We start from the raw sequence: 17720 nt of genomic DNA, 5'->3' as shown, positions 1-17720 counted from the left end.
GAACCACGATGAAAGAATTCCTGTTTACCTCCGAATCGGTCTCCGAAGGCCACCCGGACAAAGTCGCCGATCAGATCTCCGACTCCATCCTCGATGCGATCCTCACCCAGGACAAAAACGCCCGCGTGGCGGCCGAAACACTGGTGAATACCGGCCTCGTGGTGCTCGCCGGCGAAATCACCACCACCGGCAACATCGATTACATCCAGATCGCGCGCGACACCATCAAGCGCATCGGTTACGACCATTCCGACATCGGTTTCGACCACAAGACCTGCGCCGTGCTGGTCGCGTACGACAAGCAAAGCCCGGACATCGCCCAAGGCGTGGACGAAGGCGCGGGTCTCGACCTCGATCAAGGCGCGGGCGACCAGGGCCTGATGTTCGGCTATGCCTGCGACGAAACGCCGCAATTCATGCCGGCCCCGATCTATTACGCGCACCGCCTGATGCAGCGCCAGTCCGAACTGCGCAAGGACGGCCGCCTGCCGTGGCTGCGCCCGGATGCCAAATCGCAAGTCACCCTGCGCTATGACGCCGACACCGGCCGCGTGCTCGAAGTCGACACCATCGTGCTGTCCACCCAACACCACCCGGACGTGAGCCACGCGCAATTGTCCGAAGCCGTGATCGAAGAGATCATCAAGCCGGTGCTGCCGGCCGAGTGGCTGAAGAACCCGAAATACCTGGTCAACCCGACCGGCCGTTTCGTCATCGGCGGCCCGATGGGCGATTGCGGTCTGACCGGCCGCAAGATCATCGTCGATACCTACGGCGGCGCAGCCCCACATGGCGGTGGCGCGTTCTCCGGCAAGGACCCGTCCAAGGTCGACCGCTCGGCGGCTTATGCCGGCCGTTATGTCGCCAAGAACATCGTCGCTGCCGGCATCGCCAAGCAATGTCTGGTGCAGGTTTCCTACGCGATTGGCGTCTCCCGCCCGGTGTCAATCATGGTCGATACCTGGGGCACCTCGAAGCTGTCCAACGACCAGATCGTCAAGCTGATCGAAAAGCACTTCGACCTGCGCCCGAAGGGCATCGTGCAGATGCTCGATCTGCTGCGCCCGGTGTACACCCGCACCGCCGCCTACGGCCACTTCGGCCGCGAAGAGCCGGACTTCACCTGGGAACGCACCGACAAGGCCGAAGCGCTGCGCGCTGACGCTGGCCTGTAATCGGTAAGTAGCAAACATAACGGGGTGGCTTGCCACCCCGTTATTTGTTGGAACAACTGGAAAACACCATGCAACAACTCCGCCCCGCCGACCTCGCCGCCTGGCTTGCCGACGAATCCCGCCCCAAACCGGTCCTGCTCGATGTGCGCGAAGGTTGGGAAGTGGCGCATTGCCATCTTGATGGCATCACGCATATCCCGATGAACGAGATTCCGGCCCGCCAGCAAGAGCTGGACCCGGATGCCGAAACGGTCGTGATCTGCCATCACGGCATGCGCAGTTATCAGGTGGGCATCTTTCTGGAGCGCTCCGGCTTTACCGCGCTGCATAACCTCGCCGGCGGCGTGGCGGGGTGGGCGGATGAGGTCGATCCGGCGTTTCCGCGCTACTGAGCGCCTGTTTGCACCCACAGACCGTTGCTACAGATCAACAGCATCAAGCGCCCGGCAAAGCCGGGCACTCATCTGTTGTTGAGGCTGAAACAGCGGCTCTCCCTGTTCGATTCCACTCCCCCCGCCCTCGCCACCGCGAGGGAGCCTCGCTAGCACTCCTCGATGGTTCGAAATCGGGGGCTCGAATCGGGTCTCGGTAAATCAAACATTCAAGTGCGTAACTGCCTCTCGGGCGGGCCCCGCCCTCAGCGGATCAACCCCTTTGACCTGATTTTCTCGATCAGGGCAATGCCGCGCTTGAGGATCACGGTTTCACCCGGATCGGCCACCAAGGAATCGAGCAGCTCTTTCAGGCTGTTCAGGCTGTATTTGAACAGCACGGTCGGTGCGGTGTTCTTGCGCAAAAACGTGGTCACCCCGTTGTTGACCCGGTCTTCCTTGTGGTGGGCATCCAGCCAGTCCCCGGTGGTCGGGGTGCGCCCCAAATCCGCCCCCTTTCTGTTCATCCAGTTGGCAAATTCGAATGGCCTGGTCAATGAATCCGGCTTGACGCCGCGACCGCCGGGATGGGGATAGGGCGTCTTGGCCAGCGAGGGAAAACTCTTTGGCGTCGGCAAGCCCTTTCGTACGCTCTCCGCGTAAGCGCGCAGCTCCGGGATTTCGACAATCGGCTTTTGCACGATCGGCATCATGGCGGTCAGCCGCTGAATGGAGCCATTGCGCTTGAGATCCAACGCGCTGTCCTGAATACGCGGATCGATATGCCCCACCACCACCGGCACATCCGTCCCCAAGGTGGTGATCAGCCCCGCACACATATGACACGGTGCCAACGTTGAATAGACCCGCACGCCGGCCGGCAAGGCGGTGACGTTATTCTTGGCCAGATACGCCAATATCATGCTCGTCTCGGCATGAAAACAGCCATTCAAGCGATTCATATTGACCCCCCAGCCCAGAATGGTGTCCGTGCTGCTCACCATGACGGCCGCCACGTTATGCCCCGTCGTGAGGCCCACGCGCGTATCCGGCAGCGCCGCCCCCGCCAGCGCGTAGGCGATCTTCATCCACAGGTAGTCTTTCTTGCTTTGCTCGGTCACGCAGGCGCCGTCCTGCACCGGCAAGCTATCTGCGATGCGTCCCAGCATGCTCTTTTCATTCACATCGCTGACGCGGGAGGTATAGACGTACCCGCAGCCATCGAGGTCGTTGTAGACGTTCTGCGCCGAATGGGTCAGGGTGACCTTGGACGAGTTGTATAAGTCGATCCAGGTGTCCAGCTTTGTATTATCGGTGGGAAAGGTATCCAGCAAGACCTTCTTCGCCTGCCAGCCCGGCAGGTCGATCCGGTACGGAATGGCGTAGTTGCCGTCGGTGACCAGATCGATCGGCGAATGGATGTTGTCGTCATCCGGGCAGACCGTCTTGGGGGCGAACCCTTCCACATACACGATGCGGTTCACATTCCGCTGCCAGCACAATCCCAGGCACATTTCGGTCGGATCGTAGCTGGCGTAGACATTGCAGCCGCGGGTGTCCACGTTGTGCATCACGTTGACGATCGCCGTTTCATACGCCTTGGCGCTGGCAATGCCAATCGCAACGCAGCGGCCGTTCTTCATGACAATGGCGGCGTCCTTGCCGCCCTGCGCTTTTTTCATGCGCAGTGTTAGCGCCAGGAGGTAGTGATCCAGATTCATGCCAAGCCTTTTCTAACTTTTTAATTGTTTAACCGGCATGCAAGCTCAATGAGCGGCGTCAGCAATCCAGCCCGCGAATGCAGCGCACCCCAAGTTCAAATCGCGGCAATCAACAGATAGCCCGGCGGGACGAGTGGAAAGGGGTAATGCGATACGGCTTGCTTCTCAAACGCCAGCCGTTTTTTCCAGATGCACCAGCGTCACTGCCGGCGAAACCGGCTCGTGACGCGCGATGGCGTAACCGGCACGCTGGTAGCGCCGGATGTTGTCCACGCTCAGGTGGCCGGTGAACAGCGCGAAGCTCGCGGCATCGCTGAAACACGCTTCCACATGCGCCAGCAACTGCTCACCAATGCCGCGCCGACGATAGGCGGGATCGACAATCAGGCGGCCGATGCGGCACACGCCGTCCACACAAGTCGCCCGGACTGAGCCGACGATCTGGCCGACTGTCACCGCCTTGATCATCACGCTGTAGTGCCACTCGCTTTGCAGCTCGGCCAGCGATTGTTGCAATGGCGGCAAGCACCAATCGTTGTAAAGCTCGGCCTCGTCTTGATACGCAATGCGCTGCAGAGCAAGGATCGCCGGCAAGTCAGCCTGCGTCGCCGGCAAAAACGCGAGATCGCTCGGCAATTCGCGCGGTGATTCAGTAAGCATCGCCACCTCTCTGCAGGGGCCGCTGGGTGACGCGCTCCGCCCCCAGGCACTCGACAATGGCAGTGGCCGCCGTTTCCGGCTGCGTTTGCCCGCACATGAAAATATCGACCGCTGCAAAACCATGTTCCGGCCAGGTGTGGATGCTGATGTGGGACTCCGCCAACAGCAGCACACCCGTTACGCCCAAGCCTTCGCCAAACCCATGAAAGTGCGCGAACAACACAGTTGCACCAGCGGCATCAGCGGCGGTGCGCAAGCTTTGCTCCAGCATCTGCCCGTCGGATAGCCGTGCGGCGGCGATGCCGTAGATATCCAGCAATACATGCCGGCCGATCGCCTCTCCTGCGCCGAGACTCATTTGTGGGCGCCCCCACCGGCCCAGCCACTGCCACCACTGTGGTAACCCGAGCTGCCCCAACCGCGCGCACTGCTGCCGCTACTGGAGCGGACTTGTGCCAGGTCGACGCCGGTGGCAACGGTTGTGACAACCAGCGCGTAGATCAAGTAGACGAAGCGGGACACGTCAATCCTTCTTTTTCCTGCTGGCCGGCCACCACAGCAGCCCGCCAGCGATAAACATGACAATCCAGATGCCTTCACTGTCATCGGACTTGATCAGCATCGGCAGATTGAACAACACCATGACGATGATGGCGATCACGGCCGGCCAGAGCAGGCTGCCCTCATCGGCCTGCGATGCCGCTTCGGGCAACTTCTCTTTTTTGCCGAACCACTGCCCCACCTGCTGCGCCGGCACCGGCATCGAGCGGGACCAGCCGATTTCATTGGGCGTCGCCTCTTTGGTCAGCTTGCCATCCGCGCCTTTGTAATCCGCGATCCAGGTCACGTCGCCCACCGATGCGCGCCAATTGAACGCCCCGGCTGCATAACGCACCACGGCCGCGTAGTTGTACAGATTGTGGAATTCCTTGCCCTTGAACGTGGCGGACTCGGCGGTGAAGCGCTCCGGCCAGTCGTCCAGCACCATCACCCGCTCCCAGCCTTCGCTGCTTTCCACCAGCCACTGGAAACCGCGATTGGTGTTGTAGAGCAGGTATTCGGTCCATTGCGAGCTTTCATCGTCGCGCTCGGCACACTGCATTACGCCGAGAATCGACCACTTGATACCATCGATCTTGGCTTCGTCGCCTGGCGACAGCGTGGTGACGACGTGGCTCAGTTCAGTGTGCTTCTTGAGCACCTCTGCCTTGTCACCCGTGCAATCGACCTCGGCATGGCAGGCCGGGCAGACCAGCTGCGTCGCCATCCCTGCCGCATAGGTCAGCGGACTGCCGCAGCTCGGACAATCCAGCACATTCGGGCGGCCGGGCAAGCGGCCGGCGGTTTCGGCGATCTGTTCCGGCTCGCGCAAGAGCTGGCAGGCCAGCCCTTCCAGCGTGACCGCCTCGCCCACATAGAGGTGCGCCGGGCCATCCGAATAATCGAGGGTGAGGAAGGATGAGCCAGCACGGGCATCAGCCACTTTCGCTTCCCAGCCTTCGCCCACCTTGAACGGCAGCTCACCTTCGCCGCCGGTACAGCGGGCGGTGCGGACATCACTGAAGGCGAAGGATTTGCCATCGTGCGTATAACGTTGCTCGGGGCGCAGATTTTCAAAGACGGGCGCATCGGCAGCCGGGCCCAGGTCGGTCGTCATCAAATACTGGCCAGACGCATCCGCCAGCCACGCAGCCGTGTTGTCGTCGAACAGCACATACCACTCGTTCCACAGGCCGGCGTCGTAACGCAGCTGAATGCGGCCGACGACCGAGAACGCCTTGCCTTTCCAGTTCCCGGCCGTGCCGATGCGAATGCGGCTGTAATCCTCCAGCACCGCGCTCATCTTGCCCTGATCGCGCACCGTATCGGCATCGCGCAGCAAGGTGCTGCGACAGTACTCACACACGGCCATGACCGAGGCCGCTGATCTGAAGATGACTTCGCCCCCGCACGAGGGGCAGGCAGTTCGATACATGCTCGCCCTATCCGCTCGTTAACCGCCGATGAGTTTCTTGATGACTTCCGCCTTGGCCGCATCGTAATCGGCCTGCGCAATCAGCCCTTGATCCAGCAAGCCCTTGAGCTGCGCCAGTTTGGCCTGCAGCGGATCGGCAGCAGCCGCAACAGGCGCGGCCTGGGCAGGCTGCGCCGCTGCGGGCTGAGCCGGGGCCGCGCCGGGATTGAGCGACGTGCGCATCGCATCCGCCATCGCCTGTCCGACGCCAACGCCAACACCCAGGCCCGCGCCGATGCCGGCCAAGCCACCTTCGTTTTGTGCCGCCAAGGGAATGGCTTGGGCAGTCTGGTATTGGGTGTATTTCTGCATGTCGCCAACCATGCCCATGCTGATCCGGGTATCGAGCGTTTTTTGCAGCTCTTCCGGCAGCGAGACGTTCTCGACCGCGAAGTTATCGAGCGCGAGGCCGTATTTGGTGAAGGTGGGCAGCAATGCCTCAGAAATCTTCTGCCCCATCAGGCCTTGATTGGCGGCCATATCGATAAAGGGCACGCCGCTTGCGCCAAGCGCGCTGGTCATCGACGAGACGACGAGGTTGCGCAGCTGCGTTTCCAGATCGTCGCGGGTGTAGGTATCGCGCGTACCGCTGATTTCGGTAAAGAACAGCTTCGGGTCGGTGAGCTTGTAGGAGTAGATACCGAAGGCGCGCATCCGCACCATGCCGAAATCCGCATCGCGAATGGTGATCGGCTGCGGCGTACCCCATTTGCGGCCCAACTGGGTGCGCGTACTGAAGAAGTACACGTCACTCTTGAAGGGCGATTCGAACAGCTTGTCCCAGTTTTTCAGGTAAGTGAGCACTGGCAGCGTCTGGGTGGTGAGTTTGTAGATGCCGGGGCCGAACACATCGGCGATCTTGCCCTCGTTGACGAACACGGCCATTTGCGACTCGCGCACGGTCAGGCTGCCGCCGTTCTGGATTTCCATATCCTGCATCGGAAAGCGCCATGCCAGTACGCCGTCCTCATCCTCGTTCCATTGCAGGATGTCGATAAACTGCTTCTTGATGAATGAACCGAAACTCATGACGTGCTCCTGGATGCAAATACGGGAAATTGAATACTTAAGACAGGCAGGCCGCATTGGCGATACCCACCACCAGCGCCACGGTGCCGACAAACGCACCCATCGCCACATTATTGTTTTCAAGTGACTGATTCAGATCGGGAATCACGCGGGAGAGCACCACGTAGGCCAGCAGCTGCACCACCATCGCTGTGCCGGACCATGCAAGGAAGGGCAAATAAGCCGCGTGGTACATGGCCGCCGCAGCCAGGGTCAAGGTGAAGCCAAGCATCGCCCCACCAAACGACAAGGCCGCTGCAGCGCGCCCTTGCCTGATCAGCGCCATTTCATCGAACGGCGTCACCCACAGGTAGATGGCGGAGAACACCCCCAGCAAGGCAAAAATAGTCAACAGATAGATCAGGTAGTTGTAGAGCGAATCGAGCTGTAGCATTCCGTCTTCCTTGCGAGGATTCAAAGAAAATCCCGCCAATGATAGTCAGTTTTCCCGGCAGCATCCAAAATGCTGCAGACATATAACTTGGGACCACCCTTGAACCGCATCCTCATCCTTTCCGTCTTCGTCGTCGCCTCGTGCGGGCTGGCCTACGAGTTGATCGCCGGGGCGCTGACCAGCTATCTGCTGGGCGATTCGGTACTGCAGTTCTCCACCATCATCGGCTGCTACCTGTTCGCGATGGGCGTCGGTTCGCATTTTTCCAAGTATGTGAAAGAAGAGCGGGCGCTGACGGCATTTGTGGAGATCGAACTGCTGGTCGGCCTGATTGGCGGACTATCGGCAACGCTGCTGTTTCTGGTCTTCGCCTGGGCTGCTACGCCGTTCCGCAGCGTGATGTATGCGCTGGTGTTCGTGATCGGCGTATTGGTCGGGATGGAGATTCCGCTGGTGATGCGGGTGCTGAATACGCGGCAGGCTGAATTCAAGGAACTGGTCAGCCGGGTGCTCACCTTCGACTACCTGGGGGCGCTGGCCGTGTCCTTGCTGTTCCCCTTGGTGCTCGCGCCGCATCTGGGTCTGGCACGCACCGGCCTGTTGTTCGGTGCCCTGAACGCCGCCGTGGCGCTGTGGACCTGTTGGTCGTTCCGCCATGAAGTCATCGGCATGGCCGGCAAGCTCACCCGCGCGGCCGTTGTGCTGTTGGTGCTGGTCGTGGCTTTTGCCTTCTCCGATCGAATGACCACGCTGGCCGAGAAGGGCTTGTTTGGCGATGACACCATCCACGCCGAAACCACGCCCTACCAGCGCATCGTCGTCACCAAATGGCACGATGACATGCGCCTGTATCTGAACGGCAATCTGCAGTTTTCCAGCCGCGATGAACACCGTTATCACGAGGCGCTGGTGCATCCGGTATTGGCCGCCATGCCGTGGGCCAAACGGGTACTGGTGCTTGGCGGTGGCGACGGCTTGGCGCTGCGCGAAATCCTGCGCTATCCGAATATCGAACACGTGACGCTGGTCGATCTCGACCCGGCGATGACCAAGCTGTTTTCCTCCGCCGCCCCGCTGGTGGCGCTCAATCAAGGCTCGCTGAAGAATCCACGCGCCACGGTGATCAATGCCGATGCGGCGCAATGGCTGGAGAGCAATAGCGAGGTCTTCGACGCCATCATCATCGACTTCCCCGATCCAACCAATTTCGCGCTGGGCAAGCTTTACTCGGTGCCGATGTATCGGCTGGTGGCGCGGCACCTGAGCGAGAACGGTCTGGCCGTGGTGCAATCGACCTCGCCCTACTTCGCGCCCAACAGCTATTGGTGCGTGGATGTGACCCTGCATGAAGCCGGCTTCCACACCTGGCCGTATCACGCCTATGTGCCGTCATTCGGTGAGTGGGGCTTCATCCTGGCGGCCAAACATGATCACTACCGGCCGCCTGAACAGTACGCGTTGAAGATGCAGTTTCTCGATGCCACCAGCACGCAACTGATGTTCCTGTTTCCGCCGGATATGCAGCGCCGCCAGGTCGAGCCGAACCGGCTCAATACCCAATCGCTGGTGCATTACTTCGAAGCCGACTGGCATAACGTGATCCGGTGAGCGGGCGTCGATGAGCGAACTCAGCCGTCGCGGCTTTCTCACTCTCTCTGCCGCCTCGCTGGCGGCCTGCACCTTCCGCCCCGGTGTGGCAGTCAACCGCTACGCACCGGGCATGGCCGAGGGGCATGCGCTCCGCGATCACCCTGTTCTGCCTGCACCGTCGGCGGAAATCAGTATCGACACCGTCATCCTTGGTAGCGGCGTAGCGGGGCTGACTGCGGGTTGGCGGCTGGCTCGTGAGGGGTTCAACGACTTCATGCTGGTCGCCGGGCCTGAGTTGGGTGGCAACGCCACTGGCGGGCAACTGGGCGGGGTGGCCTATCCGCGTGGCGCGCATTACCTGCCGCTACCGGGGCCGAGTCTGGGCTACGTGCGGGAGATACTGGCCGAGATGGGCGTGATTGAATCCGGTACGGATCAAGCTCGCCCGTATTACGACGAGCGTGTGCTGGTGCATTCGCCGGAGGAACGACTTTACTTCGACGGCCAATGGCACGAGGGACTGGTCCCGCCCGGTGCCAACACGGAAGAAGAAGCACAACATCGGCGTTTCTTCGCCTACGTCGATCAGCTGAAACAACAACGCGGCAACGATGGCCGGCGCGTGTTCGAAATTCCCAGCGCCTTGTCGTCGCAAGACCCCGCGTGGCTGGCGCTCGATCTGCTCACCTTCGATGCCTGGCTGGATCGCAACGGCTACACCGCGCCGCGCCTGCGCTGGTATCTCGATTACGCCTGCCGCGACGATTTCGGCACGACCTCCGCCCGTGCGTCAGCGTGGGCCGGTTTGCACTATTTCGCCAGCCGGATCGGGCAGGCCGCCAACGCGGCCGATGAGGCGGTGCTGACCTGGCCGGATGGCTTGTCGCCCGTCACCCGCCATCTTGCCGCCAAGGTTGGCCCCAAGCGCATGTTGGCCGGCATGGCAGCCCGTGTGACTGAGCGCAACGGAAAAGTCGAAGCACTGGTCTGGCAGCCGGAGCAACAACGCACCGTGCTGATCCACGCGCGCAAAGCCATCTGCGCCATGCCGCTGCATGTCGCCAGCCACGTGGTCAAAGCGCTGCCGCAATATGGCTTTGATGCCGGCAAGCACATGCCGCCGCACGCACCTTGGCTGGTCGCCAATTTTCTGTTCGATCATTTCCCGACCGAAGCGCAAGGCGCACCGCTGTCGTGGGATAACGTGGTGTACGGCAGCAAGAGCCTGGGCTATGTGGTGGCAACCCACCAGTTGATCCGCGCCGCCCGCCCTGAAACAACAGTGTTCAGTGCCTACCACGCGCTCGCCGATAGCACGCCCGAAGCGGGTCGGCGTTGGCTTGCCTCCGCCAGTGACGATGACCTGTACGCGCTGGCCACGGGTGATCTCGCTACCGTCTATGGCTGGAAGCTATGGCATAACGCCAGCCGGGTCGAAATCACCTTGCGCGGCCACGCGATGGCATCGCCCACGCCGGGCTTTCGCAGCAATGCCGGGCTGCGGGCATTGCAACAAGCAGATGGCCCCATCCTGTTTGCCCACAGCGACCTCTCGGGGTTTTCGATTTTTGAAGAAGCGGCCTGGTGGGGTGACCAAGCAGCGCGACGCATTCTGCAGGCATGAGAAAGGGCGCCTAAGCGCCCTTTCTCATCGTGCCTGACTAATCATCAACAGATCAGATCAAGACTTGCCGGCATTCAGCTGCTTGTCGACAAAGTACTTGGTGCCGGCCACCGTCACCTCGGCAGTCAGACCGCTTTCGGTGATCTGGTAGGCGTACACATCCGGCGCAATCAGTGAAGCGCCAGACAAACCCACGCCCTTGCCTTCAACCTTGGCGGCAGCGGTGGCATCGCCGCTGAACGCCCAGCCGGACGTCACGAACTTGTGGAAAGCCTTCTGGCTGGTGAACACCAGCACCAGGCGCGAATTCTTCACGCCCAGGCCCAGGCCACCCTTGACCTGCGCCACGCCCATGAAGGTTTCCTTGCCCTTGCTGACGGCGACACCATCGCCACCGCCCGCGCCAGCAAAGATGAACTGCACGCTACCGGTGTTGAAGACGGCATAGCCAGCGGCTTTTTCAATCGACTGCTCCGACTCCGGATACTTCTTGTGAATCTCTTCCAGCGTCTGCTGAGCCATGTTACGAATGTTGGTACGGCGCTCGGCCGGCGACTTCTGCGGCCCTTGCTCCGTGGTAGGTGAGGTGGCTTGGCCCTCACCGGTTGCGTTCTCGGCAAATGCAGGGAGGGACAGTGCGAACGACATACTGCAAGCAGCAGCAATCAACGTATTTTTGATCAACATGGGATGTACCTCTCTTTGGATGTACCGGGTGATTGCCCGATAGAACCCACTCTAGGGCCATGGAATATCGAAAGGGCATGTCAAATTGACGCCCGATAACGGCAAAAATGGCAGAGAACTGGCACGATGCATGCCAGCCACGCGGCCGATCACCGATAATGAAATCACGTCCCGACTGGGTGTTTTGCCATGAATCTATCGACCGGCCTGTTCGTTCTCTTGCTACTGATCATCGTGAGCGCGTTTTTCTCGGTGTCGGAAATCTCGCTCGCTGCCGCCCGCAAATTCAAATTGCAGATGCTTGCCGACGAGGGCGACGCCGATGCGCTGCGCGTGATCGCATTGCAGGAAAAACCCGGCGATTTCTTTACCGTGGTGCAGGTAGCCGTCAACGCGGTCGCGATTCTTGGCGGTATCGTCGGCGAGAGCACCTTCACCCCCGCGATGACCAGCACTTTCACGGCGATGGGTGCGAATGGTGAATTGGCCGGCCAGCTCGGTTTTCTGGCCGCCTTTCTGATCACCACGGCATTCTTCATCCAGTTCGCCGACTTGATCCCGAAGCGGATCGGCATGCTGCAAGCGGAACGGGTGGCGGTGAAGATTGTCGGGCCGATGCTGATCTGCACCCGCATGCTGCGCCCGCTGGTCTGGCTGTTCGATGGCGTCGCCAACCTGTTTTTCCGTCTGTTCGGCCTGCCGACCAGGCGCGCCGATACGGTGACCTCCGACGAAATCATCGCGCTGATGGATGCCGGCGCCGAGGCGGGCACGGTGCAGCGCAAAGATCACCACGTGATCGAAAACCTGTTCGAGCTTGGCGATCGATCCGTTACCTCGGCGATGACCCAGCGTGAGCAGGTCGCGTATTTCTCGCTGGCCGCATCGGAAACCGCCGTCCACAACACCATCACCGCCCATCCGCATTCGAAATACCTGCTGTGCGAAACCGGCATCGACAGCGCGTTTGCCTATGTCGACGCCAAGGACTTGCTGCAACTGATCGTACTGGCCCCCTCGAAAGACCTGCTGGCCGACCTGCGCCGCATCGCGGTGAAGAACCTGCTGGTGGTGCCGGATACGCTGTCATTGTCCGAATTGCTGGACCGCTTCAAGGAAGCCCGCGAAGATTTCGCGCTGATCATCAATGAATACGCGTTAGCGGTCGGCGTGATCACGCTCAACGACGTCACCAGCCAATTGATGGGTGGCTTGATTGCCCCGAGTGACGACGAACAAATCGTGCGGCGCGATGCCAACTCCTGGCTGGTGGACGGCGTAACACCCATCGAAGACCTGAAACGCGCACTGGAGCTGGATGAATTACCACAGGAAGAAAACTTCGAAACGGTGGCCGGCTTTCTGATGATGCAACTCAAGCGCCTGCCAAAGAAGGCTGAGGCCATCGACTGGGACGGCTACCGTTTCGAAGTGGTCGATATCGACCACCACAAGATCGATCAGGTACTGGTCACTCGCCTGCCGATCAGCAGCTGACTCAAAGCCACCAACAAACCCCTGCTGACTTCGTTGTGCTCGCTTGCCGTACGACTTGTACTGTCTGCGCTCGCACGTCTTGCCAGCACCGCTACGCTGGGCTTTGTTGGCAGCTCTATAACTCTTATAATCTTCGGTTTCCGAGGAGCGCTGCGAGGCCCCGTTTCTACATGGCCCCAGGCTCGGATCAGTTTCAACGGCGCTCATCTTAGTCAACCCGTGCCGGGGCACGGGGCGCTAGATGAGCCGCGTCCCTCCCGGCCACATGCAAAGGAATCCTGCTGTGGCTGAATTCAAAGACTTCAAAGTTGCCGATCTCTCCCTTGCCGCCTGGGGCCGCAAGGAACTGAACATTGCCGAAACCGAAATGCCGGGCCTGATGAGCGTGCGCGACGCATTTGGTGCCAAGCAGCCGCTGAAAGGCGCGCGCATCGCCGGTTCGCTGCATATGACCATCCAGACCGGTGTGCTGATCGAAGCGTTGAAGGCGCTCGGTGCTGAAGTACGCTGGGCATCGTGCAATATCTTCTCGACTCAGGATCACGCCGCCGCCGCCATTGCCGCCGCAAACATTCCGGTCTTCGCCTTCAAAGGCGAATCGCTAGAGGAATACTGGCAGTTCACGCACCAGATCTTCGAATGGCCGAATGGCGAATACGCCAACATGATTCTGGATGACGGCGGCGACGCTACGCTGCTGCTGCATCTGGGTGCCCGCGCCGAGAAGGACATCTCGCTGGTCGGCAACCCGACCAACGAAGAAGAAACCGTGCTCTATGCCGCCATCAAGGCGCAGATCGCCAAAGATGCAACGTGGTACTCGACCCGCCTCTCGAAGATCATCGGCGTCACCGAGGAAACCACCACTGGCGTGCATCGCCTGTACCAGATGCACGAGCAAGGCAAGCTCGCCTTCCCGGCCATCAACGTCAACGATTCGGTCACCAAATCCAAGTTCGACAATCTGTACGGCTGCCGCGAATCGCTGGTCGATGGCATCAAGCGCGCTACCGACGTGATGATCGCCGGCAAGGTCGCTGTCGTGCTCGGCTATGGCGACGTGGGCAAGGGCTGCGCGCAATCGCTGCGTGGTCTGGGCGCGACGGTGTGGGTCACCGAAATCGACCCGATCTGCGCGCTGCAAGCGGCGATGGAAGGCTATCGCGTCGTGACCATCGATGACGTCGCCGGCCAAGCCGATATCTTCGTCACCACCACCGGCAATGTCGGCGTGATCACCCACGCGCACATGAAGGCGATGAAGCACAACGCCATCGTTTGCAACATCGGCCACTTCGACTCTGAAATCGAAGTCGCCAGCCTGCGCCAGTACGAGTGGGACAACATCAAGCCGCAGGTGGATCACATCGTGTTCCCTGACGGTAAGCGCATCATCCTGCTGGCCGAAGGCCGTCTGGTGAACCTGGGCTGCGGCACGGGCCACCCAAGCTTCGTGATGTCCAATTCGTTCGCCAATCAGGTGCTGGCGCAGATCGAGCTGTTCACCAAGACCGCACAATACCCGGTCGGCGTGTATGTGCTGCCGAAACATCTGGACGAAATGGTCGCCCGCCTGCACCTGCAAAAGCTCGGCGCCAAGCTCACCGTGCTGTCGGACGAGCAAGCGGCCTATATCGGCGTGCCGAAGGAAGGCCCGTACAAGCCGGCGCACTATCGTTACTAAGATCGCTACCTGACATTAGCGACGGGCAATAAAAAACCGGACTCGATGTCCGGTTTTTTATTGCCTACGCTCAACCCGTCCTACGCAACCGTGGCATCAATAGAACTTGCGCAAATCCATGCCCTTATAGAGCCCGGCCACTTCATTCGCATAGCCATTGAACATCAATGTCTTGCGACGCAGGAATTCGCCGATGCGCCGCTCACTGGCCTGACTCCAGCGCGGATGATCCACTTCCGGGTTCACATTGGAATAGAAGCCGTATTCCTGTGGCGCCGCTTTATTCCAGGCCGTAGCCGGCTGGTTTTCCAGCAAACGGATTTTCACAATCGATTTGGCGCTCTTGAAACCATACTTCCATGGCACGATCAAGCGGATCGGCGCGCCATTCTGATTCGGCAGCACCTTGCCATAAAGGCCGACGGCGAGAATCGCCAATGGATTCATCGCCTCATCAATCCGCAGACCTTCGGTATACGGCCAATCCAGAACCGGCATCGTCACGCCAGGCATCTGCTTTTTATCGGCCAGCGAGGTGAATTCAACGTATTTGGCTTTCGAGGTCGGCACCACTTGCTTCAGCAATTCCGATAACGGAAACCCCACCCACGGCACCACCATCGACCACGCCTCGACACAGCGCAGGCGATATAGCCGCTCTTCCAGTGGCGCGAGTCTCAGCAGGCTATCGATATCGAATGTTTTCGGTTTCTCGCAAGCCCCCTCCACCACCACGTTCCAGGGCCGGGTTTTCAAAGTGCCGGCATTGCGTGCCGGATCATCCTTATCAGTGCCGAATTCGTAGTAATTGTTGTAATGGGTGATTTGCTCGAAGGTGTTTTTCTCTTCATTGCCAACGTTGTAACGACTGGGCTTGGTCACCAAATCGCCAGCCGCAAACGCGCTTGGCAGCAGGCTGGCTGCGGCGAGCCCGGCACCGGCTGTCATCAGCTGCCGGCGATTGAGGTAAAGGGATTCAGGCGTGATCTCGGACGGCAAGATGTCACGAGCAGGCGGATTGAACAAACGGGAGAAGCGGGGCATGGCGGCATTCCTCGGGGTGAGGCGCGATGCGCGCCTTCTTACCAGTTGTAGTCGGAACAACGAACGAGATATGACAACGCTTAACGTAAAAGATGCCACGCCAGTGCACCGGCAGCACTGGTCAGCAGTACAACTGCAGCCACACGGATGCCGTAATCGATATTGCTACGGGTTTGCGACGAAATCGCGCGCCATAACAACCAGCCCAGCAAAAGCCACGGCAGCAAGCGCAATAATTTGGCAATCATGGGGAATTGGGCAGTCTGAATAGATGCGGCGGGGTAGTGAGATGGGAATCGGCAGCGTGATCGCCATCACACTTAAAGTGTTACTTTAAGTATTGACGATTCCCCTCTCATTTCATTGAGATTTATTTTTTTGCGGCAAATGAAAGCATTTGCGAGCTAAGTGATTGTATCAAAACAGTTTTCCCAAAACCGCCTCTTGTGGCGGTTTTTTATTTGCTCTATAGTGGGGTGCAGTGGGGGAAAGTGGGTAAAAGTGGATTATTTCTCCCGAACAAAGGTGGTTTGACGCATGGGCGTGGCAACTCTCAATCTGGACAGCAAGGGGCGTTTGGCGATTCCGGCCAAGCATCGCGAACTGCTGTCCGCAAAGAGTGCCGGCCGCCTCGTCCTCACCATCGACCCCGCCGGTTGCCTGCTGCTCTATGCAGAGCCTGACTGGCTGCCGGTTCGCGACCGGCTCAATCAACTCTCTGGCGCGCAAACCCAATTGCGCCGCTTCGTGGTCGGTAATGCCGAAGAACTGGAAATGGACGCCGCCGGCCGCATTCTCGTGCCGCAGCGCTTGCGCCAGCTCACCGGTTTGGAAAAGACGATTGCCTTCGTCGACATCGGCAACAAATTCGAGCTGTGGGACGAAACCAAGTGGACCGAGAAAGACCTCTCGGTGCTGGCGATCACCGATGAGGATCGCGAGCAATTGATGGAAGGTGTGGTGCTGTGAACTTCGAACATCGCACCGTCCTGCTCCACGAGGCGGTCGACGCACTGGCAATCAATCCCGACGGTTTATATGTCGACGGCACCTTTGGCCGCGGCGGTCACTCGCGTCTCATCCTCTCCAGGCTCGGCCCGAATGGCCGGCTGGTGTCGTTCGACAAGGACCTGGCCGCGATTGCCGAGGCCGAAAGCATCGACGACCCGCGCTTCACCATCGTGCACGACGGGTTCCAGACACTCGCCACGGCCCTTGCCGGCCTTGGCATCCAACACATCGACGGGCTGCTGCTGGACCTCGGCGTTTCATCGCCGCAGCTCGACGATGCCAGCCGGGGCTTCAGTTTCCGATTTGATGCCCCGCTCGACATGCGCATGGACACCACGCGCGGCATGACTGCCGCCGAATGGCTCAACCAGGCGGAAGAAAAAGACATAGCGGAGGTAGTGCGTGACTACGGCGAAGAACGGTTTGCTAAACAGGTTGCAGCAGCGATTGTTGCGCGTCGGGACGAGCGGCCATTCACCACTACAAGGGAACTTGCCACGGTCGTGGCAACGGCCGTCCGCACCCGTGAGCCGGGCCAGGACCCGGCGACGCGTACCTTCCAAGCTGTACGGATTTTCATCAATCGGGAGCTTGAGGAGCTCGCGGTAATTCTGCCGCAAGCCCTGAAACTGCTGGCACCCGGCGGGCGTCTAAGCGTTATCGCCTTCCATTCGCTCGAAGATCGCATCGTCAAGCGCTTCATTCAGGATGCCAGCAAGAACGATCTGCCGGATCGGCTACCGGTGCGCGCAGCCGATATCCCGGAGCCACCACTCAAACCGGTTGGCAAGCCCGTGCGCGCCAGCAGCGACGAAGTCGCGGCGAACCCGCGCGCGCGTAGCGCCATCCTGCGTGTGGCCGAACGCACTGGGGCTGCGGCATGACGCGCCTCAATCTGCTGCTGCTGGGCATTCTCGTGCTGTGCGCACTGTCGGTCGTCACCAGCCAGCACAAGGCGCGCAAGCTCTATGGCGAGCTGCAGAAAGAAGCGCAATCGGCACGGCAGCTCGACGTCGAATGGGGTCAGCTGCAGCTCGAACAAAGCACCTGGGCGATGCATTCGCGCATCGAATCCGAGGCGACCAAGCGGCTTGGCATGCAATTGCCGGGCGCCAACCGCACCCAAGCCATCCTGCCGCATGGGCAAGCCGTGGCCAAACCTACCGTGACGTCGGAATGA

Annotated in this window: 19 protein-coding genes and 1 riboswitch; of the genes, 9 read left to right on the top strand and 10 right to left on the bottom strand. The window is 60.2% G+C overall.

All coding sequences use genetic code 11. The features are described 5' to 3' along the window. Positions 1-8: 8 nt before the first annotated feature. Positions 9-1175, top strand: a complete 1167-nt coding sequence (metK, locus tag BR41_RS09825) for a methionine adenosyltransferase (protein WP_035055779.1) — start codon at positions 9-11, stop codon at positions 1173-1175. 68 nt (positions 1176-1243) lie between these two features. Further along, positions 1244-1567, top strand: coding sequence for a rhodanese-like domain-containing protein (locus BR41_RS09820; protein WP_035055999.1), 324 nt, complete (start codon positions 1244-1246; stop codon positions 1565-1567). A gap of 245 nt (positions 1568-1812) precedes the next feature. Here BR41_RS09820 and BR41_RS09815 read toward each other — a convergent pair whose 3' ends face one another. From BR41_RS09815 to BR41_RS09790, 7 genes are all read right to left on the bottom strand, one after another. Further along, complete coding sequence (locus tag BR41_RS09815; protein WP_035055777.1) at positions 1813-3267, bottom strand: Bd3614 family nucleic acid deaminase; 1455 nt, start codon at positions 3265-3267, stop codon at positions 1813-1815. A gap of 165 nt (positions 3268-3432) precedes the next feature. Continuing rightward, the gene (locus BR41_RS09810) at positions 3433-3927 is read right to left on the bottom strand and encodes a GNAT family N-acetyltransferase (RefSeq protein WP_051710616.1); all 495 of its coding nucleotides are present in this window, start codon (positions 3925-3927) and stop codon (positions 3433-3435) included. Next, complete coding sequence (gene speD / locus BR41_RS09805) at positions 3917-4285, bottom strand: adenosylmethionine decarboxylase (protein ID WP_035055769.1); 369 nt, start codon at positions 4283-4285, stop codon at positions 3917-3919. The genes BR41_RS09810 and speD overlap by 11 nt, the downstream gene beginning before the upstream one ends. Further along, a complete protein-coding gene (locus BR41_RS24625; protein WP_169741280.1) occupies positions 4282-4449 on the bottom strand; it encodes a hypothetical protein in 168 nt (55 codons plus the stop codon). The genes speD and BR41_RS24625 overlap by 4 nt, the downstream gene beginning before the upstream one ends. A 1-nt stretch (position 4450) precedes the next feature. Further along, positions 4451-5839 carry a DUF4178 domain-containing protein gene (locus BR41_RS09800; RefSeq protein WP_051710614.1) on the bottom strand — a complete coding sequence of 463 codons (1389 nt, stop codon included), beginning with the start codon at positions 5837-5839 and terminating at the stop codon, positions 4451-4453. A gap of 81 nt (positions 5840-5920) precedes the next feature. Beyond that, on the bottom strand, positions 5921-6970 hold the full coding sequence (locus tag BR41_RS09795) for an SPFH domain-containing protein (RefSeq protein ID WP_035055767.1): 1050 nt from the start codon (positions 6968-6970) through the stop codon (positions 5921-5923). 37 nt (positions 6971-7007) lie between these two features. Beyond that, positions 7008-7403 carry a DUF350 domain-containing protein gene (locus BR41_RS09790; protein ID WP_035055765.1) on the bottom strand — a complete coding sequence of 132 codons (396 nt, stop codon included), beginning with the start codon at positions 7401-7403 and terminating at the stop codon, positions 7008-7010. A gap of 69 nt (positions 7404-7472) precedes the next feature. Here BR41_RS09790 and BR41_RS09785 point away from each other — a divergent pair, with 69 nt between their 5' ends. After that, positions 7473-9011, top strand: a complete 1539-nt coding sequence (locus BR41_RS09785; RefSeq protein WP_035055763.1) for a polyamine aminopropyltransferase — start codon at positions 7473-7475, stop codon at positions 9009-9011. 10 nt (positions 9012-9021) lie between these two features. Next, positions 9022-10617 (top strand): NAD(P)-binding protein, encoded by a 1596-nt coding sequence (locus tag BR41_RS09780; protein ID WP_035055762.1) that lies wholly within the window; start codon positions 9022-9024, stop codon positions 10615-10617. A 57-nt stretch (positions 10618-10674) separates the two neighbouring features. Here the strand turns inward: BR41_RS09780 and BR41_RS09775 are convergent, their stop codons facing one another. Beyond that, entirely contained in the window at positions 10675-11304 is a 630-nt protein-coding gene (locus BR41_RS09775) for a lipid-binding SYLF domain-containing protein (RefSeq protein ID WP_051710612.1), read from the bottom strand. A 189-nt stretch (positions 11305-11493) separates the two neighbouring features. Between BR41_RS09775 and paeA the strand changes: the two genes are divergently transcribed. Together paeA and ahcY are read left to right on the top strand one after the other, a co-directional pair. Next, complete coding sequence (gene paeA / locus BR41_RS09770) at positions 11494-12801, top strand: polyamine export protein PaeA (protein ID WP_035055760.1); 1308 nt, start codon at positions 11494-11496, stop codon at positions 12799-12801. Positions 12802-12937: 136 nt separating this feature from the next. Continuing rightward, positions 12938-13013, top strand: a riboswitch (S-adenosyl-L-homocysteine riboswitch). A gap of 71 nt (positions 13014-13084) precedes the next feature. After that, complete coding sequence (gene ahcY / locus BR41_RS09765; protein ID WP_245615848.1) at positions 13085-14485, top strand: adenosylhomocysteinase; 1401 nt, start codon at positions 13085-13087, stop codon at positions 14483-14485. Positions 14486-14581: 96 nt separating this feature from the next. Here the strand turns inward: ahcY and msrP are convergent, their stop codons facing one another. Next, entirely contained in the window at positions 14582-15529 is a 948-nt protein-coding gene (gene msrP, locus BR41_RS09760) for a protein-methionine-sulfoxide reductase catalytic subunit MsrP (protein WP_051710610.1), read from the bottom strand. 80 nt (positions 15530-15609) lie between these two features. Then, positions 15610-15777, bottom strand: coding sequence for a protein MIGRI (locus tag BR41_RS24140; protein ID WP_156970637.1), 168 nt, complete (start codon positions 15775-15777; stop codon positions 15610-15612). Between the two features lie 289 nt (positions 15778-16066). Between BR41_RS24140 and mraZ the strand changes: the two genes are divergently transcribed. Genes mraZ through ftsL form a run of 3 tightly spaced genes read left to right on the top strand, consistent with a single transcriptional unit; the run spans position 16067 to position 17720 of the window. Beyond that, entirely contained in the window at positions 16067-16498 is a 432-nt protein-coding gene (gene mraZ, locus BR41_RS09755) for a division/cell wall cluster transcriptional repressor MraZ (protein ID WP_035055756.1), read from the top strand. Then, positions 16495-17424, top strand: a complete 930-nt coding sequence (gene rsmH, locus BR41_RS09750) for a 16S rRNA (cytosine(1402)-N(4))-methyltransferase RsmH (protein ID WP_035055754.1) — start codon at positions 16495-16497, stop codon at positions 17422-17424. Before mraZ ends, rsmH begins: the two co-directional genes overlap by 4 nt. Next, complete coding sequence (gene ftsL / locus BR41_RS09745) at positions 17421-17720, top strand: cell division protein FtsL (RefSeq protein ID WP_035055752.1); 300 nt, start codon at positions 17421-17423, stop codon at positions 17718-17720. Before rsmH ends, ftsL begins: the two co-directional genes overlap by 4 nt.

Source organism: Andreprevotia chitinilytica DSM 18519 (assembly GCF_000711875.1).
GTDB lineage: Bacteria > Pseudomonadota > Gammaproteobacteria > Burkholderiales > Chitinibacteraceae > Andreprevotia > Andreprevotia chitinilytica.
The sequence above is the reverse complement of the archived record's forward strand: the minus strand, read 5'-3'. Positions and strand labels throughout refer to the sequence as shown.

Excerpts from the sequence above, each read along its gene's own strand:
- speD (WP_035055769.1), bottom strand. The coding sequence starts at position 4,285 with ATGAGTCTCGGCGCAGGAGAGGCGATCGGCCGGCATGTATTGCTGGAT.
- mraZ (WP_035055756.1), top strand. The coding sequence starts at position 16,067 with ATGGGCGTGGCAACTCTCAATCTGGACAGCAAGGGGCGTTTGGCGATT.
- BR41_RS09795 (WP_035055767.1), bottom strand. The coding sequence starts at position 6,970 with ATGAGTTTCGGTTCATTCATCAAGAAGCAGTTTATCGACATCCTGCAA.
- BR41_RS09800 (WP_051710614.1), bottom strand. The coding sequence starts at position 5,839 with ATGGCCGTGTGTGAGTACTGTCGCAGCACCTTGCTGCGCGATGCCGAT.
- BR41_RS09775 (WP_051710612.1), bottom strand. The coding sequence starts at position 11,304 with ATGTTGATCAAAAATACGTTGATTGCTGCTGCTTGCAGTATGTCGTTC.
- BR41_RS09780 (WP_035055762.1), top strand. The coding sequence starts at position 9,022 with ATGAGCGAACTCAGCCGTCGCGGCTTTCTCACTCTCTCTGCCGCCTCG.
- BR41_RS09790 (WP_035055765.1), bottom strand. The coding sequence starts at position 7,403 with ATGCTACAGCTCGATTCGCTCTACAACTACCTGATCTATCTGTTGACT.
- ftsL (WP_035055752.1), top strand. The coding sequence starts at position 17,421 with ATGACGCGCCTCAATCTGCTGCTGCTGGGCATTCTCGTGCTGTGCGCA.
- paeA (WP_035055760.1), top strand. The coding sequence starts at position 11,494 with ATGAATCTATCGACCGGCCTGTTCGTTCTCTTGCTACTGATCATCGTG.
- metK (WP_035055779.1), top strand. The coding sequence starts at position 9 with ATGAAAGAATTCCTGTTTACCTCCGAATCGGTCTCCGAAGGCCACCCG.
- BR41_RS24140 (WP_156970637.1), bottom strand. The coding sequence starts at position 15,777 with ATGATTGCCAAATTATTGCGCTTGCTGCCGTGGCTTTTGCTGGGCTGG.
- BR41_RS09820 (WP_035055999.1), top strand. The coding sequence starts at position 1,244 with ATGCAACAACTCCGCCCCGCCGACCTCGCCGCCTGGCTTGCCGACGAA.
- BR41_RS09810 (WP_051710616.1), bottom strand. The coding sequence starts at position 3,927 with ATGCTTACTGAATCACCGCGCGAATTGCCGAGCGATCTCGCGTTTTTG.
- msrP (WP_051710610.1), bottom strand. The coding sequence starts at position 15,529 with ATGCCCCGCTTCTCCCGTTTGTTCAATCCGCCTGCTCGTGACATCTTG.
- BR41_RS09815 (WP_035055777.1), bottom strand. The coding sequence starts at position 3,267 with ATGAATCTGGATCACTACCTCCTGGCGCTAACACTGCGCATGAAAAAA.
- BR41_RS09785 (WP_035055763.1), top strand. The coding sequence starts at position 7,473 with ATGCTGCAGACATATAACTTGGGACCACCCTTGAACCGCATCCTCATC.